This window comes from Streptomyces humi, from assembly GCF_001005085.2.
In the GTDB taxonomy this organism is placed as follows: Bacteria; Actinomycetota; Actinomycetes; order Streptomycetales; family Streptomycetaceae; genus Streptomyces; species Streptomyces humi.
Genome location: NZ_LBMU02000016.1, coordinates 166,971 through 189,401, shown reverse-complemented (window position 1 = coordinate 189,401; position 22,431 = coordinate 166,971). Strand labels below are relative to the sequence as shown.

The following is a 22,431-nucleotide window of genomic DNA, read 5'->3' as shown; positions in this document are numbered from 1 at the left end:
GGGCGTTCCGGCCCGGTTACCGAGGGCTCACGGGGGGTGTGCGCGACGGGCCGCAGGAGCGGGCCGCCGCCCTCCGGCCTGCGCCGCCTGCGCCGCCTGCGCCGCCTGTGCCGCCTGTGCCGCCTGTGCCGCCTGCGCCGCCCGCGCCGCCCGCTCCGTGTCGGGTGCGGCGGCGTGATCGTCGTGCGGGGCCGTGTGCGAGGATCGAACGCATGGGGACGAGCAGTGGTGGCCGTCGGGTCGGTCGCCCGCGGGTCGTGCAGCGGCCGGACAGCGGCCTGGAACCGCGGGCCGAACTGCTCGCGGCGGCGGCCGAGTTGTTCACCACCCACGGCTACGCGGCCACCACCACCCGGGCCGTCGCCGAGCGGGCGGGCATGCGGCAGGCGTCGATGTACCACTACGTCTCCGGCAAGGAGGAACTCCTCGCCGAGCTGCTGGAGTCCACCGTCACCCCGTCCCTGGCCTACGCGCGTGAGCTGCTCGCGGACGACGCGACACCGGCCGCCGAGCGGCTGCGGGCCCTGTGCCGGGCCGACGTGGAGCTGCTGTGCGCGGGACCGCACAATCTGGGCGCGCTCTACCTGCTGCCCGAGGTGCGGGCGGAGCGGTTCGCCGCCTTCCGCGCCGTACGTGCCGAACTCAAGGACGCCTATCGGCAGTTGATCGCCGCCTCGGTGTCCGCCTCGGTGTCCGCGACGGCTTCCGCCGCGACAGCGGGCGCCGCCGGCGGGGCGTCGGCCAAGGGTGAGCTGGAGCTGCGGACCGACCTCGTCTTCGGGCTGATCGAGGGCGTCATCCTGGTCCACCGCTCCGAACCGGAGCGCCCCGCCCGCGAGTTCGCCAGCGCCACCGCCGACGCGGCGCTGCGGATCGTCGGCGTCTGAGACCCCCCGGGGTTTCGCTCCGCGGCGCGCTTTCACCCGTCACGGTGAGTCACTTTCGCACGCGCACGGCTCGTCACGCCACGTGTTCGAATGAATGCCCTGTGTGCAAATTGACCGAGGGTACTCCAGTGGTTCCGGCGTTTTCAGGTGCTTGCCGAATATGACACGGCGTTGATCCGGTCGGACTAAGCTCGCCCGCGGCGCACCGAGTTGAGGTGAATTCGTGCGCCTGTTCCCAAACATACGGAAGATCCGACTGCTCCATGAACCTTCCCCCCACGAAGTCCCCCGACACCCAGCCGATTCGTCTCAGAAGGCATACATGGTGAGTGTGCAATCGCCTCCCGAGGGCCGAGAACTTTCCCTGGCGCGCGTGCTGTTGCTGCCCGCCATACTGATGGCCGCGGCGACCGCCGCCGCCGTCGTCGTGGTGGCGGCATCCGCCCGGACCGCCGTCGGCGTGTGCGGTGCCGTCGGCACGCTGCTGGTGCTCGCGACGGCGGCGGAAGCGGTACGGCGCGGCCGCAGGCTCCGGGACGCCCGGGCCGAGCACCACCGTCACAGCGCGTATCTGGAGCGGCGGCTCGCCGCCGGTCAGGAGGAGATCGAACGCCTCGGCAACGAGGTGTTCCCGACCGCGCTCTACCGGCTGAAGGCGGGCGAGTCGCCCAAAGAGGTGATCCGCCAGGTCTTCGACCGCGACCCCCATCTGCGCGCCGCCCCCGAGTCGCAGCGCCGGCTGATCCGCAGCATGCTCGACATCGTCGACGAGGAGGACCTCCAGCGGGACTCCCTGGAGCGCTCGTTCGTCAGCGTCGCCCGGCGCGTCCAGGCCATCGTCCACCAGCAGGCCCACGAACTCCGGGAGATGGAGGAGGACCACGGCCGCAACCCCGAGGTCTTCGACGACCTGCTGCGCATCGACCACGGCACCGCGCTGATCGGACGCCTCGCCGACTCGGTCTCCGTCCTCGGCGGCGGCCGGCCGGGCCGCCAGTGGCCCAACCCCGTCGCCCTCTACAGCGTGCTCCGCGGCGCCATGTCCCGGATCCTGGAGTACCGGCGCATCGAGCTGCACTCCATCTGCCAGGTCAACATCAAGGGCACCTCGGTCGAGCCGATCATCCACGCGGCCGCCGAACTCCTCGACAACGCCACCCGCTACTCGCCGCCCTCCACCAAGGTGCACGTCACCGCCGTCGAGGTGCAGTCCGGCGTGTGCATCGAGATCGAGGACGCCGGTGTCGTACTCAACGAGGAGGCCCGTGGTCGTCTCGAGGGTCTGCTGGAGAAGGCCAAGCAGGGCAAGGACATCCAGGTGCTCGGCGAGAACCCGCGTCTGGGCCTGTCCGTCGTCGGCCGGCTCTGCACCACGTACAACATGGACGTCTCGCTGCGCGCCTCGGCGTACGGCGGGGTGCGGGCCGTCCTCATCGTCCCCAGCGACATGATGACCACCGACCCGGCGCCCGGCATCGCCCACGGCATCGGCGCCACCGGCATCCCGAAGCCCGAACTCGGCGCTCTCGAGGGCCCCAAGCGGCCGCCCAAGAAGCGGCGCCCCACCAGCCCCCGCATCCCCGCCGGGATCTCCATGGAGGACGACGTCCCCGAGGTCACCGAGTGGACCGCGGGCGGACTGCCGCAGCGGCGCAGCCGGATGAAGACGCCGCTCAGCCGGCGGCTCGCCGAACAGGCCGCCATCGAGCGCGCCGAACGTGAGGGCAACCCGACCGTCTGGTCGCAGCACAAGGAGCCCGAGCCCGAGCAGCCGGAGCCGGAACGCCGCGAACCCGGACTGTGGGTCGAGGCCTTCTGGGAGGGGCTCAAGAAGAACAACCCGGGTGTCCACCCCACCGACTTCACCCGGAACCCCACCAAGTACCTGCACCTGATCAACGACCCGGCCGGCCCCGAGGCCGACGACGAGGGGGACCTCAAGTGATCCAGCAGCGAGGCAACTTCGACTGGATGCTCAAGCAGCTCGCCGACGGAGTACCGGGCGTCGAGATGATCGTCGTGCTCTCCGCCGACGGACTGCGCATCGCCCGGCACGGCGGTGACCCCGACGCCGCCGACCGGCTGGCCGCGGCCTGCGCGGGCGTACAGAGCCTGGCCGGCGCCGTCGCCCAGGAACTCCCGATCAGCAACGGGGACATGAACCTCGTCCTCATCGAGATCGACCGAGGCTACTTCTACCTGATGTCCGCCGGCGCCAACGCCTACCTCGCGGTGCTCGCCGACGTGACCTGTGAACCCGGCCGGATGAGCGAGATGATGCGCGACCTCGTCGTGCGCATCGGCGCCCACCTGACCAGCCCGCCACGGCGCAACGGGCAGACCGTATGACTCCTCCGCAACGCAAACGGCGCCTGCCCAGGCCGGAACTCGTCCAGCCGCCGCTCCCGTCCGTGCCGCCGGCCCCCGAGAACGGCGGAGAGGACGGCGACAACAAGAACCCCGAGCGGCTCTACGTCATCAGCGGCGCCGACGGCGCCCGGGCCGAACTCGACCTGGTCACCTTAATCGTGGCGCGTGCCGACCCCCCGCCCTCCGTCACGCCGGAGCAGGCGGTGCTGCTCAGGCTCTGTCTCGCGCCCCTGTCCGTGGCCGAGCTCTCGGCCTACCTCAACCTGCCGTTCAGCGCGATGACGGCACTGATCACCGAGTTGATCACGGCCGAACTGGTGCAGGCGCGCGCCCCGATCGTCCGCCAGGCGCTCCCCGACCGTTCCCTTCTCGAAGCGGTGATGCATGGACTTCAAAGGCTCTGAGATGATCCCCGGCCCCCGCACCGAGGACCACCTCCCGCACACCGCACTGGCCGCGGTGAAGATCGTGATCGTGGGCGGCTTCGGAGTCGGCAAGACCACCATGGTCGGTTCCGTCAGCGAGATCAGACCGCTGACCACCGAGGAGACCATGACCCAGGCCGGCATCGGGGTCGACGACAACTACGGCTCCGACTCCAAGACCGCCACCACCGTGGCCATGGACTTCGGCCGGATCAGCATCACCGACCAACTGGTGCTCTACCTCTTCGGCACCCCCGGCCAGGAACGCTTCTGGTTCCTGTGGAACGGCCTGTTCGAAGGAGCCCTCGGCGCGGTCGTCCTCATCGACACCCGGCGCCTGGAGGTCAGCTTCGACGTCATGGGTCGCCTGGAGGAGCGCGGTGTGCCGTTCGTCGTCGCCGTCAACTCCTTCCCGGACGCGCCCCGTTACCCCATCGACGAACTGCGCACCGCCCTGGACCTGTCGCCCGAGATCCCCATCATCGAGTGCGACGCCCGCCGCCGCGCCTCCAGCCGGGACGTCCTGATGACGCTGATGCGCTTCCTGCACTCGCTCGCCATGTCCGGCGCGCTCACCTGACACCTCTCCCGGAGCGATCACTGTGACGCCAGAATCCCCCCGACCCGCCGGTCCCAGCACCGAGCCGGCCCCACCGCCCGGCTGCCCGGCCCACGACCGCGGCTCCGCCCACGGCGGCGCCCCCGCCGCCGACCGCGGCCCCGGCGGACTGCACCGGCTCTTCGGCGCCGACGCGGACCACCTGGGTGAGCTCTACGAGCAGCTGCGCGAGGAACACGGCGCCGTGGCGCCCGTGCTGCTCCACGACGACGTACCGGTCTGGGTGGTCCTCGGACTCACCGAGAACCTCCAGATGGTCCGCACCCCGGCCGTCTTCACCCGGGACAGCCGCATCTGGACCCCGCTGCGCGAAGGGATGGTCAAGCCCGACCACCCCCTGATGCCGCACATCGCCTGGCAGCCCATCTGCTCGCACGCCGAGGGCGACGAACACCTGCGCCTGCGTGCGGCGGTCCAGGGCGCCATGACCACCATCGACCACCGCAGCATCCGCCGCCTCATCGGCCGCTACACCCAGCTGCTCGTCAACGAGTTCTGCGAGAAGGGCCACGCCGAACTGGTCTCGCAGTACTCCGAGCACCTGCCGATGGCGGTCATGTGCGAACTGCTCGGCATGCCCGAGGAGTACAACGACCGGATCGTGGAGGCCACCCGGGACGCGCTCAAGGGCACCGCGACCGCGATCGCCAGCAACGAGTACGTCATGAGCTGCCTGACCCGGCTCACCGCGCGCCGCCGGGCCCGTGCCGAGGACGACTTCACCAGTCACCTCGTCAACCACCCCGCCCGGCTCAACGACGACGAGGTCGCCCAGCACCTGCGGGTCGTCCTCTACGCCGCCTACGAGACCACCGCCAACCTCCTCGCCAACGCGCTGCGGATGGTCCTCACCGAGCCCGGCTTCCGCGCCCAGCTCAACGGCGGCCAGATGACGGTGCCGGAGGCGATCGAGCAGTCCCTGTGGGACGAACCCCCGTTCAGCACGGTCTTCGCCTACTTCGCCAAACAGGACACGGAACTCGGCGGCCAGCGCATCCGCAAGGGCGACGGCCTGCTCTACGCACCCGCGCCCGGCAACGTCGACCCGCGGGTCCGCCCCGACCTCAACGCCAACATGCAGGGCAACCGCTCCCATCTGGCCTTCGGCGGCGGCCCGCACGAATGCCCCGGCCAGGACATCGGCCGTGCCATCGCCGACGTCGGGGTCGACCAGCTGCTGACCCGCCTCTCCGACATCCAGCTCGACTGCGAGGAGGAGGAACTGCGCTGGCGCGCCTCGATCGCCTCCCGCCACCTGGTGGAACTGCCGGTGCGCTTCGACCCGAAGCCCAAGCAGGACGTCACCCTGATGCCGAGCCCCGCCCTGGTCCCGCCGCAGCGCACCGACTGGCAGGCCGCTCCCACCCGGCCGGCGCCCGTACCGCCCGTCCCGCCCGCGCCGGAGCCGTCGGCTCACCCGGCACCCGTCGCGCCGCCCGTGCCGGAACCCGGGACCGCCCCACGCGGCATCTGGCCGCGGCTGCGCCGCTGGTGGCTGGGGCGCTAGCCGGCCCAGTCCTGGTACGACTCCCAGGCGCGCAGCGTCCGCCCGCTGCGCAGCCGATGCTCCACCCCCGTGACCGGATCGGTGAACTCCAGCCGTCGCGCCAGCAGTTGCAGCGGGCGCCGGAAGTCGCCGGCCGGCACGGGGCCGGTCACGACCGGATACAGCGGATCTCCGAGGATGGGCACGCCCAACGCGCTCATGTGGACGCGCAGCTGGTGGGTCTGTCCGGTGCGCGGGGTGAGCCGGTACCGCCCCAGCCCGTCCTCGTGCCCGACCAGTTCGACCAGGGTCTCGGCATTGACATCCCCCTCGACCTCGCGCGCCGCGGGCACCCCGCGCTCCTTGAGGATCCGGCTCCGCACGGTCCGGGGAAGCGCGAGCGAGGCATCGTACGGCGCGATCGCCTCGTACTCCTTGCGCACCCGGCGCTCGCCGAACAGGGTCTGGTAGGCGCCACGCTCCTCGGGCCGTACGACGAACAGCACCAGCCCGGCGGTGAGCCGGTCCAGCCGGTGCGCCGCCCCCAGCTCGGGGATGCCGAGTTCCCGCCGCAGCCGCGCCAGAGCGGTCTCGGTGACATGACTGCCACGCGGGGTGGTGGCGAGGAAGTGCGGTTTGTCGGCGACGACGACATGGTCGTCCCGGTGGACGACTTCGAGCGGGAAGGGGACCGGAACCTCGGCGGGCAGGTCGCGGTGGAACCAGAGGTGGAGACCGGGGGTGTACGGGGCGTCGGCGGCGACCGGTTGCCCGTCGGCACCGACGACGAGCCCCGAGTCCAGCATCTCCGCGACGACACCGGGGGCGGCCCCGGAGAGCCGGGCCACCAGGTACTCCCCGACGGTGGCCCACTCCCCGGAGAACGGCAACCGCACCCGAACGGCGTCCACCCCGTGTCGCTGAGGGAGGGGAGAGGCCGGGGCAGGGGTCTTACGTCTCATGTGCAGCCAAGGGTAAGGGGAGCGTCCCGTCAGGGGCGCGGGGCCGTGTCGACACGGCCCCGCCGCGTGGGCGCGACCGTCTCCCGCGCACCCGCACCCGACCGACTACGCCACAGGTTCCGGCACGGGGACGGCCGCTCGCGCTTCCGACCGGGTGAGCCGCCACACCGCGCCCAGCCCCACGGTCACCGTCAAGAACAGCACCGTGAACCACCGGAAGTACCAGTGACCCCCCGCCGGGTCGTACACCGCTCCGCGGGGCCACGCCAGGTTCACGGTCATCACCAGTCCGTAGAGCAGCGCGACCACGTTCACCGGTACCCCCCACCGCCCCAGCGAGAACAGCGGCGCCCCGGTCTCGTCCGCCCCCTCGGCGCGGAACTCCCCACGCAGCCGCCGCACCAGCAGTGGCCCGGTGACCATGGCGTACGCGAGATACAGCATCACGATGCACGTCGTCCCGATCGCCAGGAAGGCGTCGGGTGAGACGAAGTTCAGCAGCAGGAGCACGGCGGCGAGCACCCCCACCACGACGGCCGGCGCGCCCGGCATCCCGGTGCGGGGGTTCACCCGCGCCAGCCGCTCGGCGAACGGCAGCTGCCCGTCCCGCGCCATGGAGAACAGCATCCGGGAGGCCGCGGTCTGGATGGCGAGCGTCGCCACCGCGATCGCCACCACCACGTCGGCCAGCAGCACCCGCCCGACCCCGTCCCCGAGGCTGCTGGTCAGCACGTAGCTCAGCCCGTCCACCCCCAGGTGCCCGTCGGTGAGGCTGGGCGCGGCCAGCAGGCCGCCGAGGATGACCAGCCCGCCGAGCAGGCCCGCGGCGGTCAGCGCGGTGAGGATGGTGCGGGGCGCCGTCCGGCGTGGCTGGTGCGTCTCCTCGCTCATCTCGCCCGCGCTGTCGAAGCCGATCATCACGTACGCGGCCGTGAACGAGCCGACCAGCAGCGCGCCCAGCAGGCCTCCCTCGGCGGCCGTCCCGGTGTGGAACGTGATGCCGGGGGAGCGCTTGGAGTGGGTGAGCAGCAGCACGACGATCAGCACCGCGCCGATGATCTCGGCGGTCACCCCGACCCGGTTGATCACGGACATCACCCGGTTGTCCACGATGTTCACGAGGGTGGTGAGCACCAGCAGGACCACCCCGAGGACCGCCGCGTTGGCCGCGCCGTCGGCCGAGGTCGGCGTGGGGTCGGTGCCGATCAGCTGGAAGCCGGACCAGAGCGCCGGCAGCACCATTTGCAGGGCGAGCGCGGCCGCCGCGACCACCACGATCTGCCCGATCACCATGATCCAGCCCGCGAACCAGCCGAAGGACGGGTTGGAGAGGCGTGAGGACCACTGGTAGATCGCGCCCGAGATCGGGTAGCGCCCGGCCAGTTCGGCGAAGCAGGCGGCGACCAGCAACTGGCCGGCCAGCACGGCCGGCCAGGCCCAGAAGAAGACCGGGCCGCCGAACGCGTACCCGAAGGCGAAGAACTGGAAGACGGTGGTCAGTACGGAGATGAAGGAGAACCCGGCGGCGAACGAGGCGTACCGGCCGAGGCTGCGATGCAGCTCCTGGCGGTAGCCGAACTCCTCCAGGGAGTGGTCGGCGGTCTCCTTCAGCGAGCGGTCGTCGGTGGTCGTCACGGCGCTACCTGCCTGTCAGGGCGGATTTCCTGTCGGGCGACAGAAATTAGGGAAGCGCTGTTTCGGCCGCGTCACACCGGCATGTCCGGAGCGGGCCCAAGTCCTCACGCCCTTGCGCGGGCCGCCGCAACGCGATACATCGTGTGTATTGACGCCTCCGCGAACTCGCGATATGTTCTGTCACGGATATTCGGAGGCGAGGGGGTCGGTATGGCTGCGCAGCGGCGCAAGCTCGGCAATCCCCTGGCGCTCGTCGTGCTGTCGACCCTGTGGCAGAAGCCGATGCATCCGTACGAGATCGCCCAGACCATGCGCCGTCAGGGCAAGGACACCAGCACCCGGATCAACTACGGCTCGCTCTACACGGTCATGCGGAACCTGGAGAAGCACGGCTTCGTCGAGGTGGCCGACGTGGAGCGGCAGGGTAACCGCCCGGAGCGCACGGTCTACGGCATCACGGACGCCGGGCGCGAGGAGATGGTCCACTGGCTGTCCGACCTGATGGCCGTCCCGGCCAAGGAGTACCCGATCTTCGAGACGGCGCTCTCGCTGATGGGGGCCCTGCCGCCGGACGAGGTCGAGCGCCTGCTGGCGGACCGGCTGAGCTCCCTGGAGGTGGAGGTCGCCGGCGGCCGGGCGGTGCTGGAGAAGCTGCACGAGACGCTGCCCCGGCTGTTCGTCGTCGAGGTGGAGTACCACCTGCACATGCTGGAGGCGCAGACCGAGTGGGTCCGCGGTCTCGTGCGGGAGATACAGGACGGTTCGCTGCCGGGCGTCGAGGGCTGGCGCCGGTTCCATGAGACCGGTGAGTTGCCGCCGGAGTTCACGGAGGCGGACCGGTAACGGAAACAGACCCCGGCAGAGCTGTTGCAGCAGCCCCGCCAGGGTCTTCGAACCCCGAGCTGAACCCGCCGTGAGGCAGATCCGGGCGATCGAGGTGCGGCACACCCAGGATAGCCCGGCGCTCCTCATGCGGATCAGCTGTCATTCGCTGTCATCCGCTCATTCAGGAGAGCCCTGTCATGAACACCCGTGCGCCCGCAGTGCAGGCGCGCCAACTGATCAAGACCTACCCCGGTGACGTCACCGCGCTGAACGGCATGGACGTCACCGTCGAGCCGGGCACCGTCTTCGGGCTCCTCGGGCCCAACGGAGCCGGCAAGTCCACCACCGTCAAGATCCTCACCACCCTGGCCCGCCCCGACTCGGGATCCGCCGCCGTGGCCGGTCACGACGTGCTGCGCCACCCCGACCGGGTGCGCCGCGCGATCGGGGTGGTCGCCCAGAACTCCGGCGCCGACCCGGTCGCCACCGGCCGGGAGAACCTCCGGCTCCAGGGCAGGCTCTACGGCCTGCGCGGCGCCGCCCTCGGCCGCCGGGTCGACGAACTGCTGGCCCGCTTCGGTCTTACCGAGGCCGCCGACCGCCCGGTCAAGGGCTACTCCGGAGGCATGCGGCGCCGCCTCGACGTGGCCCTCGGCCTGGTCCACCGCCCCGAGGTGCTCTTCCTCGACGAGCCCACCACCGGTCTCGACCCGGAGGCCCGCACCGCGATGTGGGAGGAGATCGGCCGGCTGGCCGGCGAGGAGGGGCTGACGATCCTGCTCACCACGCACTATCTGGAGGAGGCCGACCGGCTCGCCGAGCGGATCGCGATCATCGACCGCGGCCGGGTCGTGGTCGAGGGCACCCCCGACTCCCTCAAGGGCGAACTGCGCGGCGACGCGGTGCACGTGGAGCTGCGCGAGGCGCCCGGGGAGGCCGGCCGCACCCTGCTCGCGGGCGCCCTGACCGGGCTGCCGGGTGTGCACGAGGCGTTGTTCGACGGCCGCCGGATCAGCGCCCGCGCCGACGACGGGGCCGCGGCCATGCCCGCGCTGCTCGCCGCCCTGGAGCGGTCCGGGGTGACCGTGGTGGCCGCGACCGTCGCCCGCCCCTCCCTCGACGACGTCTATCTGCGCTACGCGGGCCGCCGGTACGCGGAGGCCGAGGGCGCCGCCGAGTCGTCGCTCGCCCTGGCCGGAGGTGCCCGATGAGCCACGCCGTGTCCCAGACCTGGTACATGACCCAGCGCCAGCTGCTGGTGTTCGCACGTCAGCCCGCCTACGCGGTCATCACTCTGATCCAGCCGGTGATCTGGCTGTTCCTGTTCGGCAACCTCTTCAGGAAGGTCGTCGAGCTGGGCGGCTTCGGCACCACGTCCTACCTGGACTACCTGGTGCCGGGGGTGGTGGTGATGAGCGCCCTCAGCTCCAACATGTGGGCCGGGATGGGGACGCTGGAGGAGATCCAGCGCGGCACCCTGAACCGCTTCCTGACCACCCCGGTCAGCCGGGCCGCGCTGATGAACGGCAACGTGGTGAACAACGGGCTGGTCACCGCCGGCCAGTCCCTGATCATCGTGCTGCTCGGGCTGCTGGGCGGCGCCGACTACCCGGGCGGGGTCGCGGGTGTCGCGGTCCTGGTGGTCGCCGCCGTACTGCTCGGCACGGTCTTCGGGGCGCTGTCCAACGCGCTTGGCATGCTGGTGCGGGAACGGGAGTCGATCATCGGGATCAACACCTTCCTGCTGCTGCCGCTGACGTTCCTGTCCAGCGCCTTCATGGCGCCGTCCCAGATGCCCGGCTGGATGCGGCACATCGCCGACTTCAACCCGCTCAACTGGGCGATGGTGGCGGGCCGTTCGGCGATGTCGGCGGACCCGGACCGGGCTGTGGTGCTCGGCCGGGGCGGGGCGCTGCTGGCCCTCGCGGTCGTGGCGGTGTGGCTGTCGATCAGGACCTTCAGGTCGTACCAGCGGTCGGTGTGATCCGACCGGGTCGCCCGCGTGGCGGCGGCACCCGCTCGCGGCGGGGTGCCGCCGGCCGCCTCAGGCCGCGGCCGCGCCGCCCTCCTGCTCCGCCTCGATACGGGCGTTCCAGTCACGCTTGGAGGCCTGCCAGCCGTCCTCGTTGTGGCCCAGGCGCCAGTAGCCGGAGATCGACAGGTCGTCGCGCGGGATCTGGCGCTCGACCCGCAGCAGGGCCCGCAGTTCCTTCACGAAGCTCGCCTCGCCGTGGACGAAGGCGTGCACCCGGCCCGCCGGGAACTCCAGCGCCCGTACGGCGGCGACCAGGGCCTCGCCGACCGGCCGGTCGCCCCGGTGCAGCCAGACGACCTCCACATCGGAGTCGATCTTCTGCTCCTCCTCGGGGCCGGACACCTCGATGAAGGCGAAGGCCGTCGCGCCGGCGGGCAGCGACTCCAGGGAGCGGGCGATCGCGGGCAGCGCGCTCTCGTCGCCGGCCAGCAGGTGCCAGTCGGCGTCCGCAGCGGGGGAGTAGGCGCCGCCGGGACCCATGAAGTGCACCGTCTCACCGGGCTGGACGCGGCAGGCCCACGGTCCGGCCAGGCCCTCGTCGCCGTGCACCACGAAGTCCAGGGCCAGTTCCCGCAGCTCGGGGTTCCAGGACCGCACGGTGTAGGTACGGGTCACCGGCCACTGCTCGCGCGGGAACTCGGCGCGGATCCGCTCCAGGTCGAAGGGGGCCGGGTAGCTGACGCCCTCCGGTCCGAAGAGGAGTTTCACGTAGTCGTCGGTGCAGGTGTCCGCGGCGAAGTCGGCCAGCCCGTCGCCACCGAGAACCACACGCTGCATGTGCGGGGTCAACCGCTCGGTGCGCACGACCTGGGCGGAATGGGGCTTGCGCGGCTTACGTCCCGGGCGCTCTGCCATGACCGGCCTCCTGCTCCATTGGTTAGGTTTACCTAAGTTAGCACCTCTTTCCGGGTGGACACCTCTTCCATGAACACTCGCCGACGGTGTTTTGCCGGTGTTTTGCCGGAGCGGGGCTCCCCTGGATCAGGCGTCCAGCGTCGCCAGCAGGCGGTTCAGGGATCCGCCCAGGCCCCAGCGGGCCGCCAGCCTGTTCAACTGCTCCGGGTCGCGCGGCGCCTTCGGCAGTGCGGTGTCGACCTCCGGCAGCGGGACGTCACCCGCGACCCTCACCACCTTCGGCGCCACCGCGACATACGGCCGGGCCTCGTCCAGCCGCTTGCGCTGCGACGGCGTGAGCTTCGCCTTCGGGTCGTCGACCGCGGCCATGATCCCCGCCAGGTCGCCGAACTCGGCGAGCAGCTTCGCGGCCGTCTTCTCGCCGATGCCCGGCACACCCGGCAGGCCGTCGCTCGGGTCGCCGCGCAGCAGTGCCAGGTCCGCGTACCCCGGTCCGTCCACCCCATACTTCTCACGCAGCCACGTCTCGTCGGTGGTCTGAAGGGTGCCGACACCCTTCAGCGGGTACAGCACCCGGACCCCGCGCGCGTCGTCCACCAGCTGGTACAGGTCGCGGTCGCCGGTGACGATGTCGACCGGGCCGCCGGCGCGCGCGGTGAAGGTGCCGATCACGTCGTCCGCCTCGTACCCGGCGACGCCGACCCGGGCGATGCCGAGCGCGTCCAGCACCTCCTCGATGACCGGCACCTGCGGGGAGAGGGTGTCCGGCACCTCCTCCTGGTCCGGTCCCGCCGCCCGCTCCTCGGCCACCCGGTGCGCCTTGTAGGAGGGGATCAGGTCCACCCGCCACCGCGGCCGCCAGTCGGCGTCCATGCAGGCCACCAGCAGGTCCGGCCGGTGGTCCTTCACCAGCCGGTCGATGAAGTCCAGCAGCCCGCGCACGGCGTTCACCGGAGTGCCGTCCGGGGCCTTCACGGAGTCCGGGACGCCGAAGTAGGCGCGGAAGTACAGCGAGGCGGTGTCGAGAAGCATCAGTCGCGCGGTCACGCCACGCATCATGCCGTACACCGCTGACAGCGCCCGAGCGGTGCGCCGCGGGCCGCCCGCTCGTGGAGAACCCGTGAACCCGTGAACCCGTGAACCCGTGAACCCGTGACCTGGCCCACGTGCGCGTTTGACCTGCGCCGATCCGGGCAGGGGCGGCTCCTGCCCCATGGCCGGAGGCACCGCGCCTTCGAGGTTCGGGGGCCCGAGAGAGAGGTCCGCGTGTCACCCAGGCTTGAGACCGAGCACCTGTACAAGGTCTTCGGCAGACGAACCGACGACTCGGTGGAACGGCTCCGGCAGGGCGCCGACCGGGAGGAACTGCGCGCGGACGGCACCACCGCCGCCGTCATCGACGCGTCCGTCCGGGTCGAGGCCGGCGAGATATTCGTCGTGATGGGCCTGTCCGGCTCCGGCAAGTCCACCCTGCTGCGCACCCTCAACGGCCTGCTGGAGCCGACCGCGGGCCGGGTCCGGTTCGACGGCCAGGACCTGGGCGAGCTCACCGACCGCGAACTGCGCGAGCTGCGCTCGAAGAAGATCAGCATGGTCTTCCAGCACTTCGCGCTCTTCCCGCACCGCAGCGTCCGTGACAACGCCGCCTACGGCCTCGCCGTGCAGGGCGTGCCCCGCGCCGAGCGCGACCGCCGCGCCGGCGAGGCGCTCGCCCTGTGCGGTCTGGCCGGCTGGGAGGACTCCTGGCCCGACGAGCTGTCCGGCGGCATGCAGCAGCGCGTCGGCCTCGCCCGCGCCCTGGCCACCGACGCCGACCTGCTCCTCATGGACGAGTCGTTCAGCGCCCTGGACCCGCTGATCCGCCGCGACATGCAGGACCAGCTGCTGGAACTCCAGAAGACCCTGAAGAAGACCATCGTCTTCATCACCCACGACCTCAACGAGGCGATGCGCCTGGGCGACCGCATCGCCGTGATGCGCGACGGCCGGATCGTGCAGACCGGCACCGCCGAGGACATCCTGCTGCGTCCCGCCGACGACTACGTGGCCTCCTTCACCCAGGACGTCGACCGCTCCCGGGTGCTGACCGCCGCCGCCGTCATGGACACCGACGTGCAGGGCGACGAGGCGGACTGCGGCTGCGCGACCGCGGCCCCCGGCACGCCGTTCACCGAACTGTGCGCGCTCAGCGCCCGGTTGCCGCACCCGGTCGCCGTGCTCGACGCGAACGACGGCGTCGTGGGGGTCGTACCGCGACAGCGGCTGGTCGGCTTCCTCGCGGAGGAAGCGGGCGAACCCCTTGAGTGCGACGGCGGAAGGAAGGTGACCGCCCGTGCCTAGGCTGCACCTCGGCGACTGGGTCGACTCCGGCGTCGACTGGCTCGTCGCGCACATGTCCTGGCTCTTCGACGCGGTCCGAGCGGTCGTCGAGGGCATGTACGACGCCATCGACGGCGTCCTCACCGCACCCGCCCCCCTGCTGCTCGCGGGCATCCTCGCGGTCCTGGCCTGGTGGCTGCGGGGCGTCGGCGCGGGCGTCCTCGCGTTCGCCGGGTTCGCGCTCGTCGACTCCCTCGCCCTGTGGGACCGCGCCATGTCCACCCTGGCGCTGGTCCTGGTCGCCACCGTGATCGCGCTGGCGGTCTCGGTGCCGCTGGGTGTCTGGGCGGCCCGTTCCAGGGCCGTCAGCGCGGCCGTCCGCCCGGTCCTGGACCTGCTCCAGACCATGCCCTCGATGGTCCTGCTGATCCCCGCGATCCTCTTCTTCGGCCTGGGCACCGCCGCCGGTGTCATCGCCACCCTGATCTTCGCGCTCGCTCCCGGTGTCCGCATGACCGAGCTGGGCATCCGCCAGGTCGACGCCGAACTGGTCGAGGCCGCAGAGGCGTTCGGCACCACCCCCCGGGACACCCTGCTGCGCGTCCAGCTGCCGCTCGCGCTGCCGACCATCATGGCCGGGGTCAACCAGGTCATCATGCTGGGCCTGTCGATGGTCGTCATCGCCGGCATGGTCGGCACCGGCGGCCTCGGCGGCGCGGTCAACGAGGCCATCGGACAGCTCGACATCGGCTTCGGCTTCGAGGCGGGCGTCGGCATCGTGGTCCTCGCCATCTACCTCGACCGCATGACCAGCGCCCTCGGCACCCAGCTCTCGCCGCTCGGCCGCCGGGCCGCCGCCAAGGTCCGCCCCACTCCCTGGACCTACCGCCCCCGGCCGGCCGTCGCCGTCATCGGCGTGGTGGTCCTGGCCCTGGTCGCCGGCGGCACGGGGATCTTCGGCCCCTCCTCCGGCACCACCCAGGCCTCCGCCACGGACGTCGGCAAGGGCAAGGAGATCAAGATCGGCTACATCCCCTGGGACGAGGGCATCGCGTCCACCTTCCTCTGGAAGGAGATCCTGGAGGAGCGCGGCTACAAGGTCACCACCACCCAGTACGCGGCCGGCCCCCTCTACACCGGACTCGCCACCGGACAGCTCGACTTCGAGACCGACTCCTGGCTGCCCACCACCCACGCCGAGTACTGGAAGAAGTACGGCAAGCAGCTCGACGACCTCGGCAAGTGGTACGGCCCCACCTCCCTGGAGCTCACCGTCCCGTCGTACGTGAAGGACGTGAACTCGCTGGCGGACCTGAAGGACCACGCCGGGGAGTTCGGCGGGAAGATCGTCGGCATCGAGCCCAGCGCCGGAATGATGGGCCTGCTCAAGTCCAAGGTGCTCAAGGAGTACGGCCTGGACGGCAGCTACCAGGTCGTCGACGGCTCCACGCCCGCGATGCTCGCCGAGCTCAAGCGGGCCTACGCGAGGAAGCAGCCGATCCTCGTCACCCTGTGGTCGCCGCACTGGGCCTACAGCGACTACGACCTCAAGAAGCTCAAGGACCCCGAGGGTGCCTGGGGCAGTGGTGACGGCGTGCACACCCTGTCCCGCAAGGGGTTCGCCGACGACAACCCGCAGGTCGGCAAGTGGCTCCGGGACTTCTCCATGACGGAGAAGCAGCTCACCGGCCTGGAGGCCGCGATCCAGAAGGCCGGCCAGGGCCGCGAGCAGGACGCCGTGCGAACCTGGCTCCAGGGGCGTCCCGGCCTCGTCGACCAGTGGGCGCCGGTCCACAAGTGACCAGGTGGTGAGCGTGCGTCCGGCCTCGCCTACGAGAAGGATCCGGCCAACCACATAGCGTCAGGGTATGCCCCAGGCCTCGGCGGACACCGGCCGGAACGGCTGACCGGCCCTCCGGTCGGTGTCTTCATCCCGACGGGGGAGTCCGCGCACGCCGAGTCGGGGGAGCCCGCGCACTGGCGTGAACCGTGAGGGTCGCACCGCTTCGGCGTGACAGGGATGTGACGGCCGCCTGAAACGGTTTGCCGAACATGCGTAGGGTGCAGAGAACCCCTCAGGAGGGGCCCGGCCGCGGCCGGGGCACCCTGAAGGCGGACGACGAGCGAAGGAGGGAGCCGGAGCGATGGGCGACCACAAGGACCAGCAGCCCGTGCGGGTGGGCGCGGCAGTCCGGCGGCGCCGCCGTGCGCTGGAGCTCACCCTCGCCGTCGTGGCCGAGCGCAGTGGCCTGTCGGTGCCCTTCCTGAGCCAGATCGAGAACGACAGGGCCCGGCCCAGCCGCGCCTCCCTGGAGAAGGTCGCCGACGCCCTGCGCACCACGGCCGTAGAACTCCTCGCCGCGGCCGACCCGGCGTGCAGCGTGGACGTCGTCCGCGCCGACGACGCCGTCGACCCGGACTTCACGCCCAGGGTCCGGTCCCTGGTCAGGGGCCACCACCAGCTGCACGCCTCCGAGTTCACCGGCGACCACGACGCGGGCCGCGAATTCCAGCACCGCAACGACGAGTTGATGTACGTAGCCGACGGCGCGGTGGAGATCGAGGCGGAGGGCCGCGCGTACCGCCTCGGTCGCGGCGACACCCTGTACCTCACCGGTGGGGTCCGGCACCGCTGGCGCGCCACGGTCCCCGACACCAGGGTCGTCGTGGTGGCGGTGGCGGAACACATCGAGGCGGTCCAGGACCGCTCCCGCTGAGCCGCCCGGGTCCGAGCCGCGTGCGGGTCAGCGGACGGCACCCGACGTCGTACGGCCCGTCACCGGCGGCGGCGCCACGGGTACCCGTCGGGGGCCGGCGAGCAGCTCGCCGCTGAGCAGCCCGCGCACCGTGCCGGAGGCGGCCGCCAGCCAGCCGGCGACGAGGAGGCCGTACAGAGCCGTCGCCAGCCAGTCGTACACGGCGAGCCCGGTGTGCCGGCCCAGGGCGGCGGCGCCCGTGACACAGGTGCCCACCGGGAAGGTGAACGCCCACCACGTCATGGCGAACCGCATGCCCTGCCGCCACGCCCGCACCGCGTGCGCGCCGGCCAGCGCCAGCCACAGCACCGCGAACCCCATCACCGGTACGCCGTACAGCACGGCCAGGAGGCCGAACCCGGCGGCGTAGGGGGCCGGTACGGCGCCGGGCGCGACGTCGGCGAAGGCGCCCACCGCGGTCGTGGACTGCCCGAGCGGGCCCAGCACCAGGAAGAGCGCGGGCGTGAGGGCGACGGGCGGCGGACCGCCGGTGACCAGCCGGGCGAAGACGAGCGTCAGCATCAGCAGCGTGGCCAGCAGGCTCAGCCCGAAGAGGGCGAAGCAGCCGTAGAGCAGGGTCGCCCGCGGCTGGCCGGGCGGCAGGTGCGGCACCAGCCGCGGGCCGAGCGCCGCCGACACCATCGGCGCGACCAGCGGCAGCAGCCACACGGGCGAGGCCTGGCCGGGCTCGACCCGGTGCCGTACGGCCATGAGGTACGGCACGGCGACGGCCGCCGCGAGCCCCACGGCCGTACCGGCGGCGAACAGCACGGAGTCGAGTACGACCGCGGCCGGCTCGCCGATCCAGTCCCGGCCGAGGGTGAGGCCACCGCCGCCGACGGCGAGCAGGGCCATGGACAGGCAGCCGTAGAAGGGGGCCACGGCGGGGTCGCGCAGGTGGGCGCGGGCCTGGTCGGCGTGGTGGATCCAGTGCAGGGCGCGGGCGGTCAGCAGCACCAGGAGCTGGAGCAGGGACAGCGCCCAGACGCCGGCGAAGAGCGCGCGCGGGCCGCCGCCGAGCGCGGCGCCGCCGAGGGCGAGGGCGGCGGTGCCCATCACGGATGCGTACCAGTGGGGGCCCAGTTGACGGACTGCGATGACCATGGGACCACGGTCCCGCGGCCCCGGGCCGGCAACCAGGGAGCCTGTCTCTATGAGGGCATAAGCTGGTCTTATGAGCGAGACGGCGGGACGGGTGGGCGGCGGCATGCTGGCGCACCGGGTACCGGACCTCGGCGCGCTGGAACTGCTGCTCGCGGTGGCGCGGCTCGGCAGCCTCGGGGCGGCGGCGCGGGAGGTCGGGATCAGTCAGCCGGCGGCCAGCAGCCGGATCCGCTCGATGGAACGCCAGCTGGGCGTGGCCCTCGTCGACCGCTCACCGCGCGGCTCCCGGCTCACGGACGCCGGGGCGCTGGTGACCGACTGGGCGCGGCGGGTGGTGGAGGCGGCGGAGGCGTTCGACGCGGGGGCGCAGGCGTTGCGGGACCGGCGGGACTCACGGCTGCGGGTCGCGGCGAGCATGACGATCGCCGAGTACCTGCTGCCGGGCTGGCTGCTGGCGCTGCGCGCCCAGCGGCCGGACACGGCGGTGTCGCTGCTCGCGGGCAACTCGACGGCCGTGGCGGAGCGGCTGCTCGCGGACGAGGCCGACCTGGGGTTCGTGGAGGGGCTGACGGTCCCGCCGGGGCTGGACTCGACGGTGATAGCGCACGACCGGCTGATCGTCGTCGTCGCCCCCGCCCACCCCTGGGCCCGCCGCCGGCGCCCGCTGGCCGCGGCGGAACTGGCGGCGACCCCGCTCATCCTCCGCGAACGCGGTTCCGGCACCCGCCAGGTCCTCGACGCGGCCCTCGGTGGTCTGGCCCGCCCGCTGATCGAGCTGTCCTCGACGACGGCGGTGAAGGCGTCGGCGGTCGGCGGCGCGGGCCCGGCGGTCCTGAGCGAGCTCGCCGTGGGCGAGGAACTGGCGATGCGCCGCCTGGTCAGCATCCCGGTGGAGGGGGCGGCGTTGCGCCGGGACCTGCGAGCGGTGTGGCCGACCGGCCACCGCCCGACGGGCCCGGCCCGCGAACTGCTCTCCCTCACCCGAGGCTGACCGCCGCGCGGGGGCACCGGCTACCTTTCTCCCCGGTGACCGCGAACGGCGGAGGGGGCGCGCTGGTGTGCAAGGTGGATCACGGGGCGGCGGCGGTGGCCGCGGCGACGGCTCTGACGGCGTCCCATCCGCACCTGGCGCGGGCGGCCGCTGCCCATCCGGCGCTCGCCGGCTGCGAGGACGTGGAGTGGGCGTCCGTCACCGGCTGCCCGGTCGACGTCCCGGTCGTCCTGCGGGGGCTGCTCGATCCCGACGCGGCCGAGCCGGCCGAACGGGCCCTGGACTGGCTCGTGATGTCGGGGCCGATGGCCATCAGCGCAGCGATGCCCGCCGTCGTCCCGTACCTGCTGCGGCTGACCGCGGATCCGTCGGTCCCGCGCCGGACCGAACTGCTCGGGATCCTGCTGGTGGCCGCCGCTCTGTCCGCACCGACCGACCCCGCGAACGCCTGGCACATGGCGATCGGCGGACTCGAACAGGACCACCCTGAACGGGCCCGCTGCCGGGCGGCGTTCGCCGCCGACGCGGCATGGGTACGACGGCTGCTGGCCGACGAGGAACTGCTGGCCGGCGCCGAGCTGGGCACGGACGACCGGGAGTCACTGGCCGAGGCGGCCGGCCTGCGCCACCCCTGAGAGCGGGAACGGTCCTGGCGTGGGGTGAAAAGGCGTGGCGGTGGCGGGGTCCCGACCGGCACCATCCGTTCATGTCGACCCCCACCGCCCCGCCGGCCGAAGGGGCCCGCATGCCCTGGGAGGCGTTGCCCGCCGCCGTCCGTGGCGCGGTCGCCGATCTCCTCGGCGGCGCCCCCGTCACCCACGCCGTCACCCAACCCGGTGGCTTCTCCCCGGGGGTCGCCGCCAGAGTCCGCACCGCCGCCGACCGGGCCGCGTTCGTCAAGGCGGTCAGCGCCGACAGCAACCCGCACAGCCCCGCCCTGCACCGCGCGGAGGCCCGCAACGCCGCCGCCCTCCCCGCCACCGTCCCCGCACCCCGGCTCCTCGGCAGCTACGACGACGGCACCTGGGTGGTCCTCGTCTTCGAGGAGGTCGACGGGCGGCAGCCGCACGTCCCCTGGCGCCCCGGGGAGCTGTGCCGCGTCCTGGACGCCGTGGCCACCCTCGGCCGTGCCCTCACCCCGTCCCCGGTCGACGCCCCGCCCGCCGCGGAGCACCTCGCGGACTCCTTCGACGGCTGGCGCCAGTTGGCCGAGGGCCCCGCGGAAACCCTCGACCGCCTGGACGAATGGACCGTCTCGCACCTCGCGGAACTGGCCGGACTCGCCGCCCCCTGGCCCGAGGCCGTCGCCGGTGACACCCTCGCCCACGCAGACCTGCGGGCCGACAACATGCTGCTCACCGCCGACGGCGCGGTGGTCTTCGTCGACTGGCCACACGCCGTGCGCGCCGCCCCCTGGTTCGACCTCCTCGTGATGCTGCCGTGCGTACGGGCCCAGGGCGGCCCTGACCCGGAGCGGGTCTTCACGGCGCATCCGCTGGGACGGGACGCCGACCCCGCCCGGGTCACCGCCGTCCTGGCCGCGCTCACCGGGTTCTTCCTCGCGCACTCGGTGCGGCCGGCGCCGCCCGGTCTGCCCGCGCTGCGCCCGTTCCAGCGCGCCCAGGGCGACGCGGCTCTGGCCTGGCTCAGGACGCGGCTGTGACCAGCGCCCGCATCACCCGCAGGTCCTCGCCCATCTCCGGATGCCACTGCACGCCGAGGACCCAGCCGCGTTCGGCGGGGAGTTCGACCGCCTCGACCGTGCCGTCGTCCGTCGCGAGGGCCGAGGCCACCAGTCCCGTCCCGAGGCGGTCCACCGCCTGGTGGTGGAAGGTGGGGACCGACGTCTCCTCCGGGACCGCGCCGGCGTACAGCGTGCCGGGGACCGGCTTGACGGGGTGGTGGCCGAAGACCCCGGGTGTCTCCGCGTGACCGTCGATGTGCTGGACGAGGGTCCCCCCGAGGGCGACGTTCAGCAGCTGCATGCCCCGGCAGATGCCGAGGAGCGGGAGCCGCGCCGCCAGGGCCGCGTCGATCAGGGCCAGTTCCCACGCGTCCCGGGGGCGGTCGGGGCGGCCGGTGCGGGGGCCGGGCTCGGCACCGTAGCGGACCGGCTCGACGTCCGGGCCGCCCGCGATCACCAGACCGTCCAGGCGGGCCACCGCGGCCGCCGCGTGCTCGGGGGCGTCCGGGGGCAGCATCGCGGCCAGGCCGCCGGCCCGCTGGACCAGCCGCGGGTACCCGGCGGGCAGCAGGGCCGCCGGCAGCTCCCAGACGCCCCAGCGCGTGCCGGCCTCCAGATACGTGCTCACGCCGATCAGCGGCCGTCCGGCCATGGGACCCTCCCGAAGATAAAGGTGTCTGCGCATACCTTTATGGCACGGGGGTCGGTCGTCACGCCAGAAAGCCGCGCAGCAGGGCCGCCGTGCCCGCGCAGTGCTCCCGCATCATCTCCCGGGCGCCGTCGGCGTCCCCGTCCAGCACCGCCTCCACCAGCGCGATGTGCTGGCGCTGCGAGTGCTCCAGGTTGCGGACCAGCAGCGGGATGCAGTCCAGCAGGTCGTTGACCGTCGCCCTCACCGCCGCGTACTGGGCGGTGAGGGAGGGCGAGCCGCACAGCTCGGCGACCGTCAGGTGCAGCAGCGTGTCCAGGCGGCGGTAGTCCGCGAGCGGTGCCTCGTGGGTGCGGGCCAGGGCCTCCCGGAGGCGGTTCGCCTGGTCGGGCGGCAGGCCGTGCGACGCGCACAGTCCGGCCGCCCCCACCTCCAGCACCTCGCGGAACCGCAGCACGTCCTCGATGTCGACCTCGGCGACCCGGCGGCGCAGCTCGTCCTCGCCGCCCGCGTCCGTCCGCGGCAGCACGAACGTGCCGCCGTACCGCCCCCGGCGGGACTCCACCAGACCCTGGTCCTGGAGCACCTTCAGCACCTCGCGCAGCGTCACCCGGCTGATGCCGAGGCGTTCCGCGAGCTCCCGCTCGGCGGGCAGCCGTTCGCCGCCCGGGACCAGGCCGAGACGGACGACCTGGAGGATCTGCTCCAGCGCCTCCTCGAAGCCGTTGCCCGCCCGTACCGGCCGCAGCACCGGGGTCAACGGGTCGTCGAGGGCGCCGTCCGCATCCAGCGACATAGGGCCGTACCCCCTTCCCAAGCAATGGTTCTC

At 72.5% G+C, this 22,431-nt stretch carries 22 protein-coding genes; 15 read left to right on the top strand and 7 right to left on the bottom strand.

Annotation, left to right across the window (positions count from 1 at the left end):
• Positions 1-212: 212 nt before the first annotated feature.
• The 6 genes from AAW13_RS06330 (at position 213) to AAW13_RS06305 (ending at position 5,808) form a co-directional block, all read left to right on the top strand.
• Positions 213-887: a TetR/AcrR family transcriptional regulator gene (locus tag AAW13_RS06330; RefSeq protein ID WP_046726727.1), complete on the top strand. Its 675-nt coding sequence runs from the start codon at positions 213-215 to the stop codon at positions 885-887.
• A gap of 322 nt (positions 888-1,209) precedes the next feature.
• Positions 1,210-2,832 carry a sensor histidine kinase gene (locus tag AAW13_RS06325; protein ID WP_079178720.1) on the top strand — a complete coding sequence of 541 codons (1,623 nt, stop codon included), beginning with the start codon at positions 1,210-1,212 and terminating at the stop codon, positions 2,830-2,832.
• Positions 2,829-3,236, top strand: a complete 408-nt coding sequence (locus tag AAW13_RS06320; RefSeq protein WP_046726726.1) for a roadblock/LC7 domain-containing protein — start codon at positions 2,829-2,831, stop codon at positions 3,234-3,236. The genes AAW13_RS06325 and AAW13_RS06320 overlap by 4 nt, the downstream gene beginning before the upstream one ends.
• A complete protein-coding gene (locus AAW13_RS06315; RefSeq protein WP_046726725.1) occupies positions 3,233-3,661 on the top strand; it encodes a DUF742 domain-containing protein in 429 nt (142 codons plus the stop codon). The genes AAW13_RS06320 and AAW13_RS06315 overlap by 4 nt, the downstream gene beginning before the upstream one ends.
• Positions 3,642-4,262, top strand: a complete 621-nt coding sequence (locus AAW13_RS06310) for a GTP-binding protein (protein WP_046726724.1) — start codon at positions 3,642-3,644, stop codon at positions 4,260-4,262. The genes AAW13_RS06315 and AAW13_RS06310 overlap by 20 nt, the downstream gene beginning before the upstream one ends.
• Positions 4,263-4,284: 22 nt before the next feature.
• Entirely contained in the window at positions 4,285-5,808 is a 1,524-nt protein-coding gene (locus AAW13_RS06305) for a cytochrome P450 (protein WP_046726723.1), read from the top strand.
• Here AAW13_RS06305 and AAW13_RS06300 read toward each other — a convergent pair.
• Both AAW13_RS06300 and AAW13_RS06295 read right to left on the bottom strand, forming a co-directional pair.
• The gene (locus AAW13_RS06300) at positions 5,805-6,749 is read right to left on the bottom strand and encodes a pseudouridine synthase (RefSeq protein ID WP_046726722.1); all 945 of its coding nucleotides are present in this window, start codon (positions 6,747-6,749) and stop codon (positions 5,805-5,807) included. The two genes, AAW13_RS06305 and AAW13_RS06300, sit on opposite strands and share 4 nt — an antisense overlap.
• Before the next feature lie 105 nt (positions 6,750-6,854).
• Positions 6,855-8,384, bottom strand: a complete 1,530-nt coding sequence (locus AAW13_RS06295) for an amino acid permease (protein ID WP_046726721.1) — start codon at positions 8,382-8,384, stop codon at positions 6,855-6,857.
• A 210-nt stretch (positions 8,385-8,594) separates the two neighbouring features.
• Here AAW13_RS06295 and AAW13_RS06290 point away from each other — a divergent pair, with 210 nt between their 5' ends.
• The 3 genes from AAW13_RS06290 (at position 8,595) to AAW13_RS06280 (ending at position 11,193) form a co-directional block, all read left to right on the top strand.
• Positions 8,595-9,227: a PadR family transcriptional regulator gene (locus tag AAW13_RS06290; RefSeq protein WP_046726720.1), complete on the top strand. Its 633-nt coding sequence runs from the start codon at positions 8,595-8,597 to the stop codon at positions 9,225-9,227.
• A 179-nt stretch (positions 9,228-9,406) separates the two neighbouring features.
• Entirely contained in the window at positions 9,407-10,420 is a 1,014-nt protein-coding gene (locus AAW13_RS06285) for an ABC transporter ATP-binding protein (protein ID WP_046726719.1), read from the top strand.
• Entirely contained in the window at positions 10,417-11,193 is a 777-nt protein-coding gene (locus tag AAW13_RS06280; RefSeq protein ID WP_046726718.1) for an ABC transporter permease, read from the top strand. The genes AAW13_RS06285 and AAW13_RS06280 overlap by 4 nt, the downstream gene beginning before the upstream one ends.
• A 60-nt stretch (positions 11,194-11,253) precedes the next feature.
• Here AAW13_RS06280 and AAW13_RS06275 read toward each other — a convergent pair whose 3' ends face one another.
• Both AAW13_RS06275 and AAW13_RS06270 read right to left on the bottom strand, forming a co-directional pair.
• On the bottom strand, positions 11,254-12,099 hold the full coding sequence (locus tag AAW13_RS06275; RefSeq protein ID WP_046726717.1) for a siderophore-interacting protein: 846 nt from the start codon (positions 12,097-12,099) through the stop codon (positions 11,254-11,256).
• A 126-nt stretch (positions 12,100-12,225) separates the two neighbouring features.
• Positions 12,226-13,155, bottom strand: a complete 930-nt coding sequence (locus AAW13_RS06270; protein WP_240528547.1) for a 5'-3' exonuclease — start codon at positions 13,153-13,155, stop codon at positions 12,226-12,228.
• Between the two features lie 210 nt (positions 13,156-13,365).
• On the opposite strand from AAW13_RS06270, the gene AAW13_RS06265 reads away from it, so the two are divergent.
• The 3 genes from AAW13_RS06265 to AAW13_RS06255 all read left to right on the top strand — a co-directional run bounded on the left by AAW13_RS06265 (position 13,366) and on the right by AAW13_RS06255 (position 17,135).
• Complete coding sequence (locus AAW13_RS06265; RefSeq protein WP_046726716.1) at positions 13,366-14,439, top strand: quaternary amine ABC transporter ATP-binding protein; 1,074 nt, start codon at positions 13,366-13,368, stop codon at positions 14,437-14,439.
• Positions 14,432-16,219, top strand: coding sequence for an ABC transporter permease/substrate binding protein (locus tag AAW13_RS06260; RefSeq protein ID WP_046726715.1), 1,788 nt, complete (start codon positions 14,432-14,434; stop codon positions 16,217-16,219). The genes AAW13_RS06265 and AAW13_RS06260 overlap by 8 nt, the downstream gene beginning before the upstream one ends.
• A 343-nt stretch (positions 16,220-16,562) precedes the next feature.
• Complete coding sequence (locus AAW13_RS06255) at positions 16,563-17,135, top strand: helix-turn-helix domain-containing protein (RefSeq protein WP_046726714.1); 573 nt, start codon at positions 16,563-16,565, stop codon at positions 17,133-17,135.
• Positions 17,136-17,162: 27 nt separating this feature from the next.
• Here AAW13_RS06255 and AAW13_RS06250 read toward each other — a convergent pair whose 3' ends face one another.
• Entirely contained in the window at positions 17,163-18,278 is a 1,116-nt protein-coding gene (locus AAW13_RS06250; RefSeq protein WP_046726713.1) for a TDT family transporter, read from the bottom strand.
• A 70-nt stretch (positions 18,279-18,348) separates the two neighbouring features.
• Here AAW13_RS06250 and AAW13_RS06245 point away from each other — a divergent pair, with 70 nt between their 5' ends.
• The 3 genes from AAW13_RS06245 to AAW13_RS06235 all read left to right on the top strand — a co-directional run bounded on the left by AAW13_RS06245 (position 18,349) and on the right by AAW13_RS06235 (position 20,932).
• Complete coding sequence (locus AAW13_RS06245) at positions 18,349-19,269, top strand: LysR family transcriptional regulator (protein ID WP_046726712.1); 921 nt, start codon at positions 18,349-18,351, stop codon at positions 19,267-19,269.
• A gap of 35 nt (positions 19,270-19,304) precedes the next feature.
• Positions 19,305-19,904, top strand: a complete 600-nt coding sequence (locus AAW13_RS06240) for a hypothetical protein (protein WP_240528545.1) — start codon at positions 19,305-19,307, stop codon at positions 19,902-19,904.
• Positions 19,905-19,975: 71 nt separating this feature from the next.
• A complete protein-coding gene (locus tag AAW13_RS06235; RefSeq protein WP_046726710.1) occupies positions 19,976-20,932 on the top strand; it encodes an aminoglycoside phosphotransferase family protein in 957 nt (318 codons plus the stop codon).
• On the opposite strand, the gene AAW13_RS06230 is transcribed toward AAW13_RS06235, so the two are convergent.
• Together AAW13_RS06230 and AAW13_RS06225 are read right to left on the bottom strand one after the other, a co-directional pair.
• Positions 20,916-21,605: a gamma-glutamyl-gamma-aminobutyrate hydrolase family protein gene (locus AAW13_RS06230; protein ID WP_046726709.1), complete on the bottom strand. Its 690-nt coding sequence runs from the start codon at positions 21,603-21,605 to the stop codon at positions 20,916-20,918. The two genes, AAW13_RS06235 and AAW13_RS06230, sit on opposite strands and share 17 nt — an antisense overlap.
• A 58-nt stretch (positions 21,606-21,663) precedes the next feature.
• Positions 21,664-22,398 (bottom strand): FadR/GntR family transcriptional regulator, encoded by a 735-nt coding sequence (locus AAW13_RS06225; RefSeq protein WP_046726708.1) that lies wholly within the window; start codon positions 22,396-22,398, stop codon positions 21,664-21,666.
• Between the last annotated feature and the right edge of the window lie 33 nt (positions 22,399-22,431).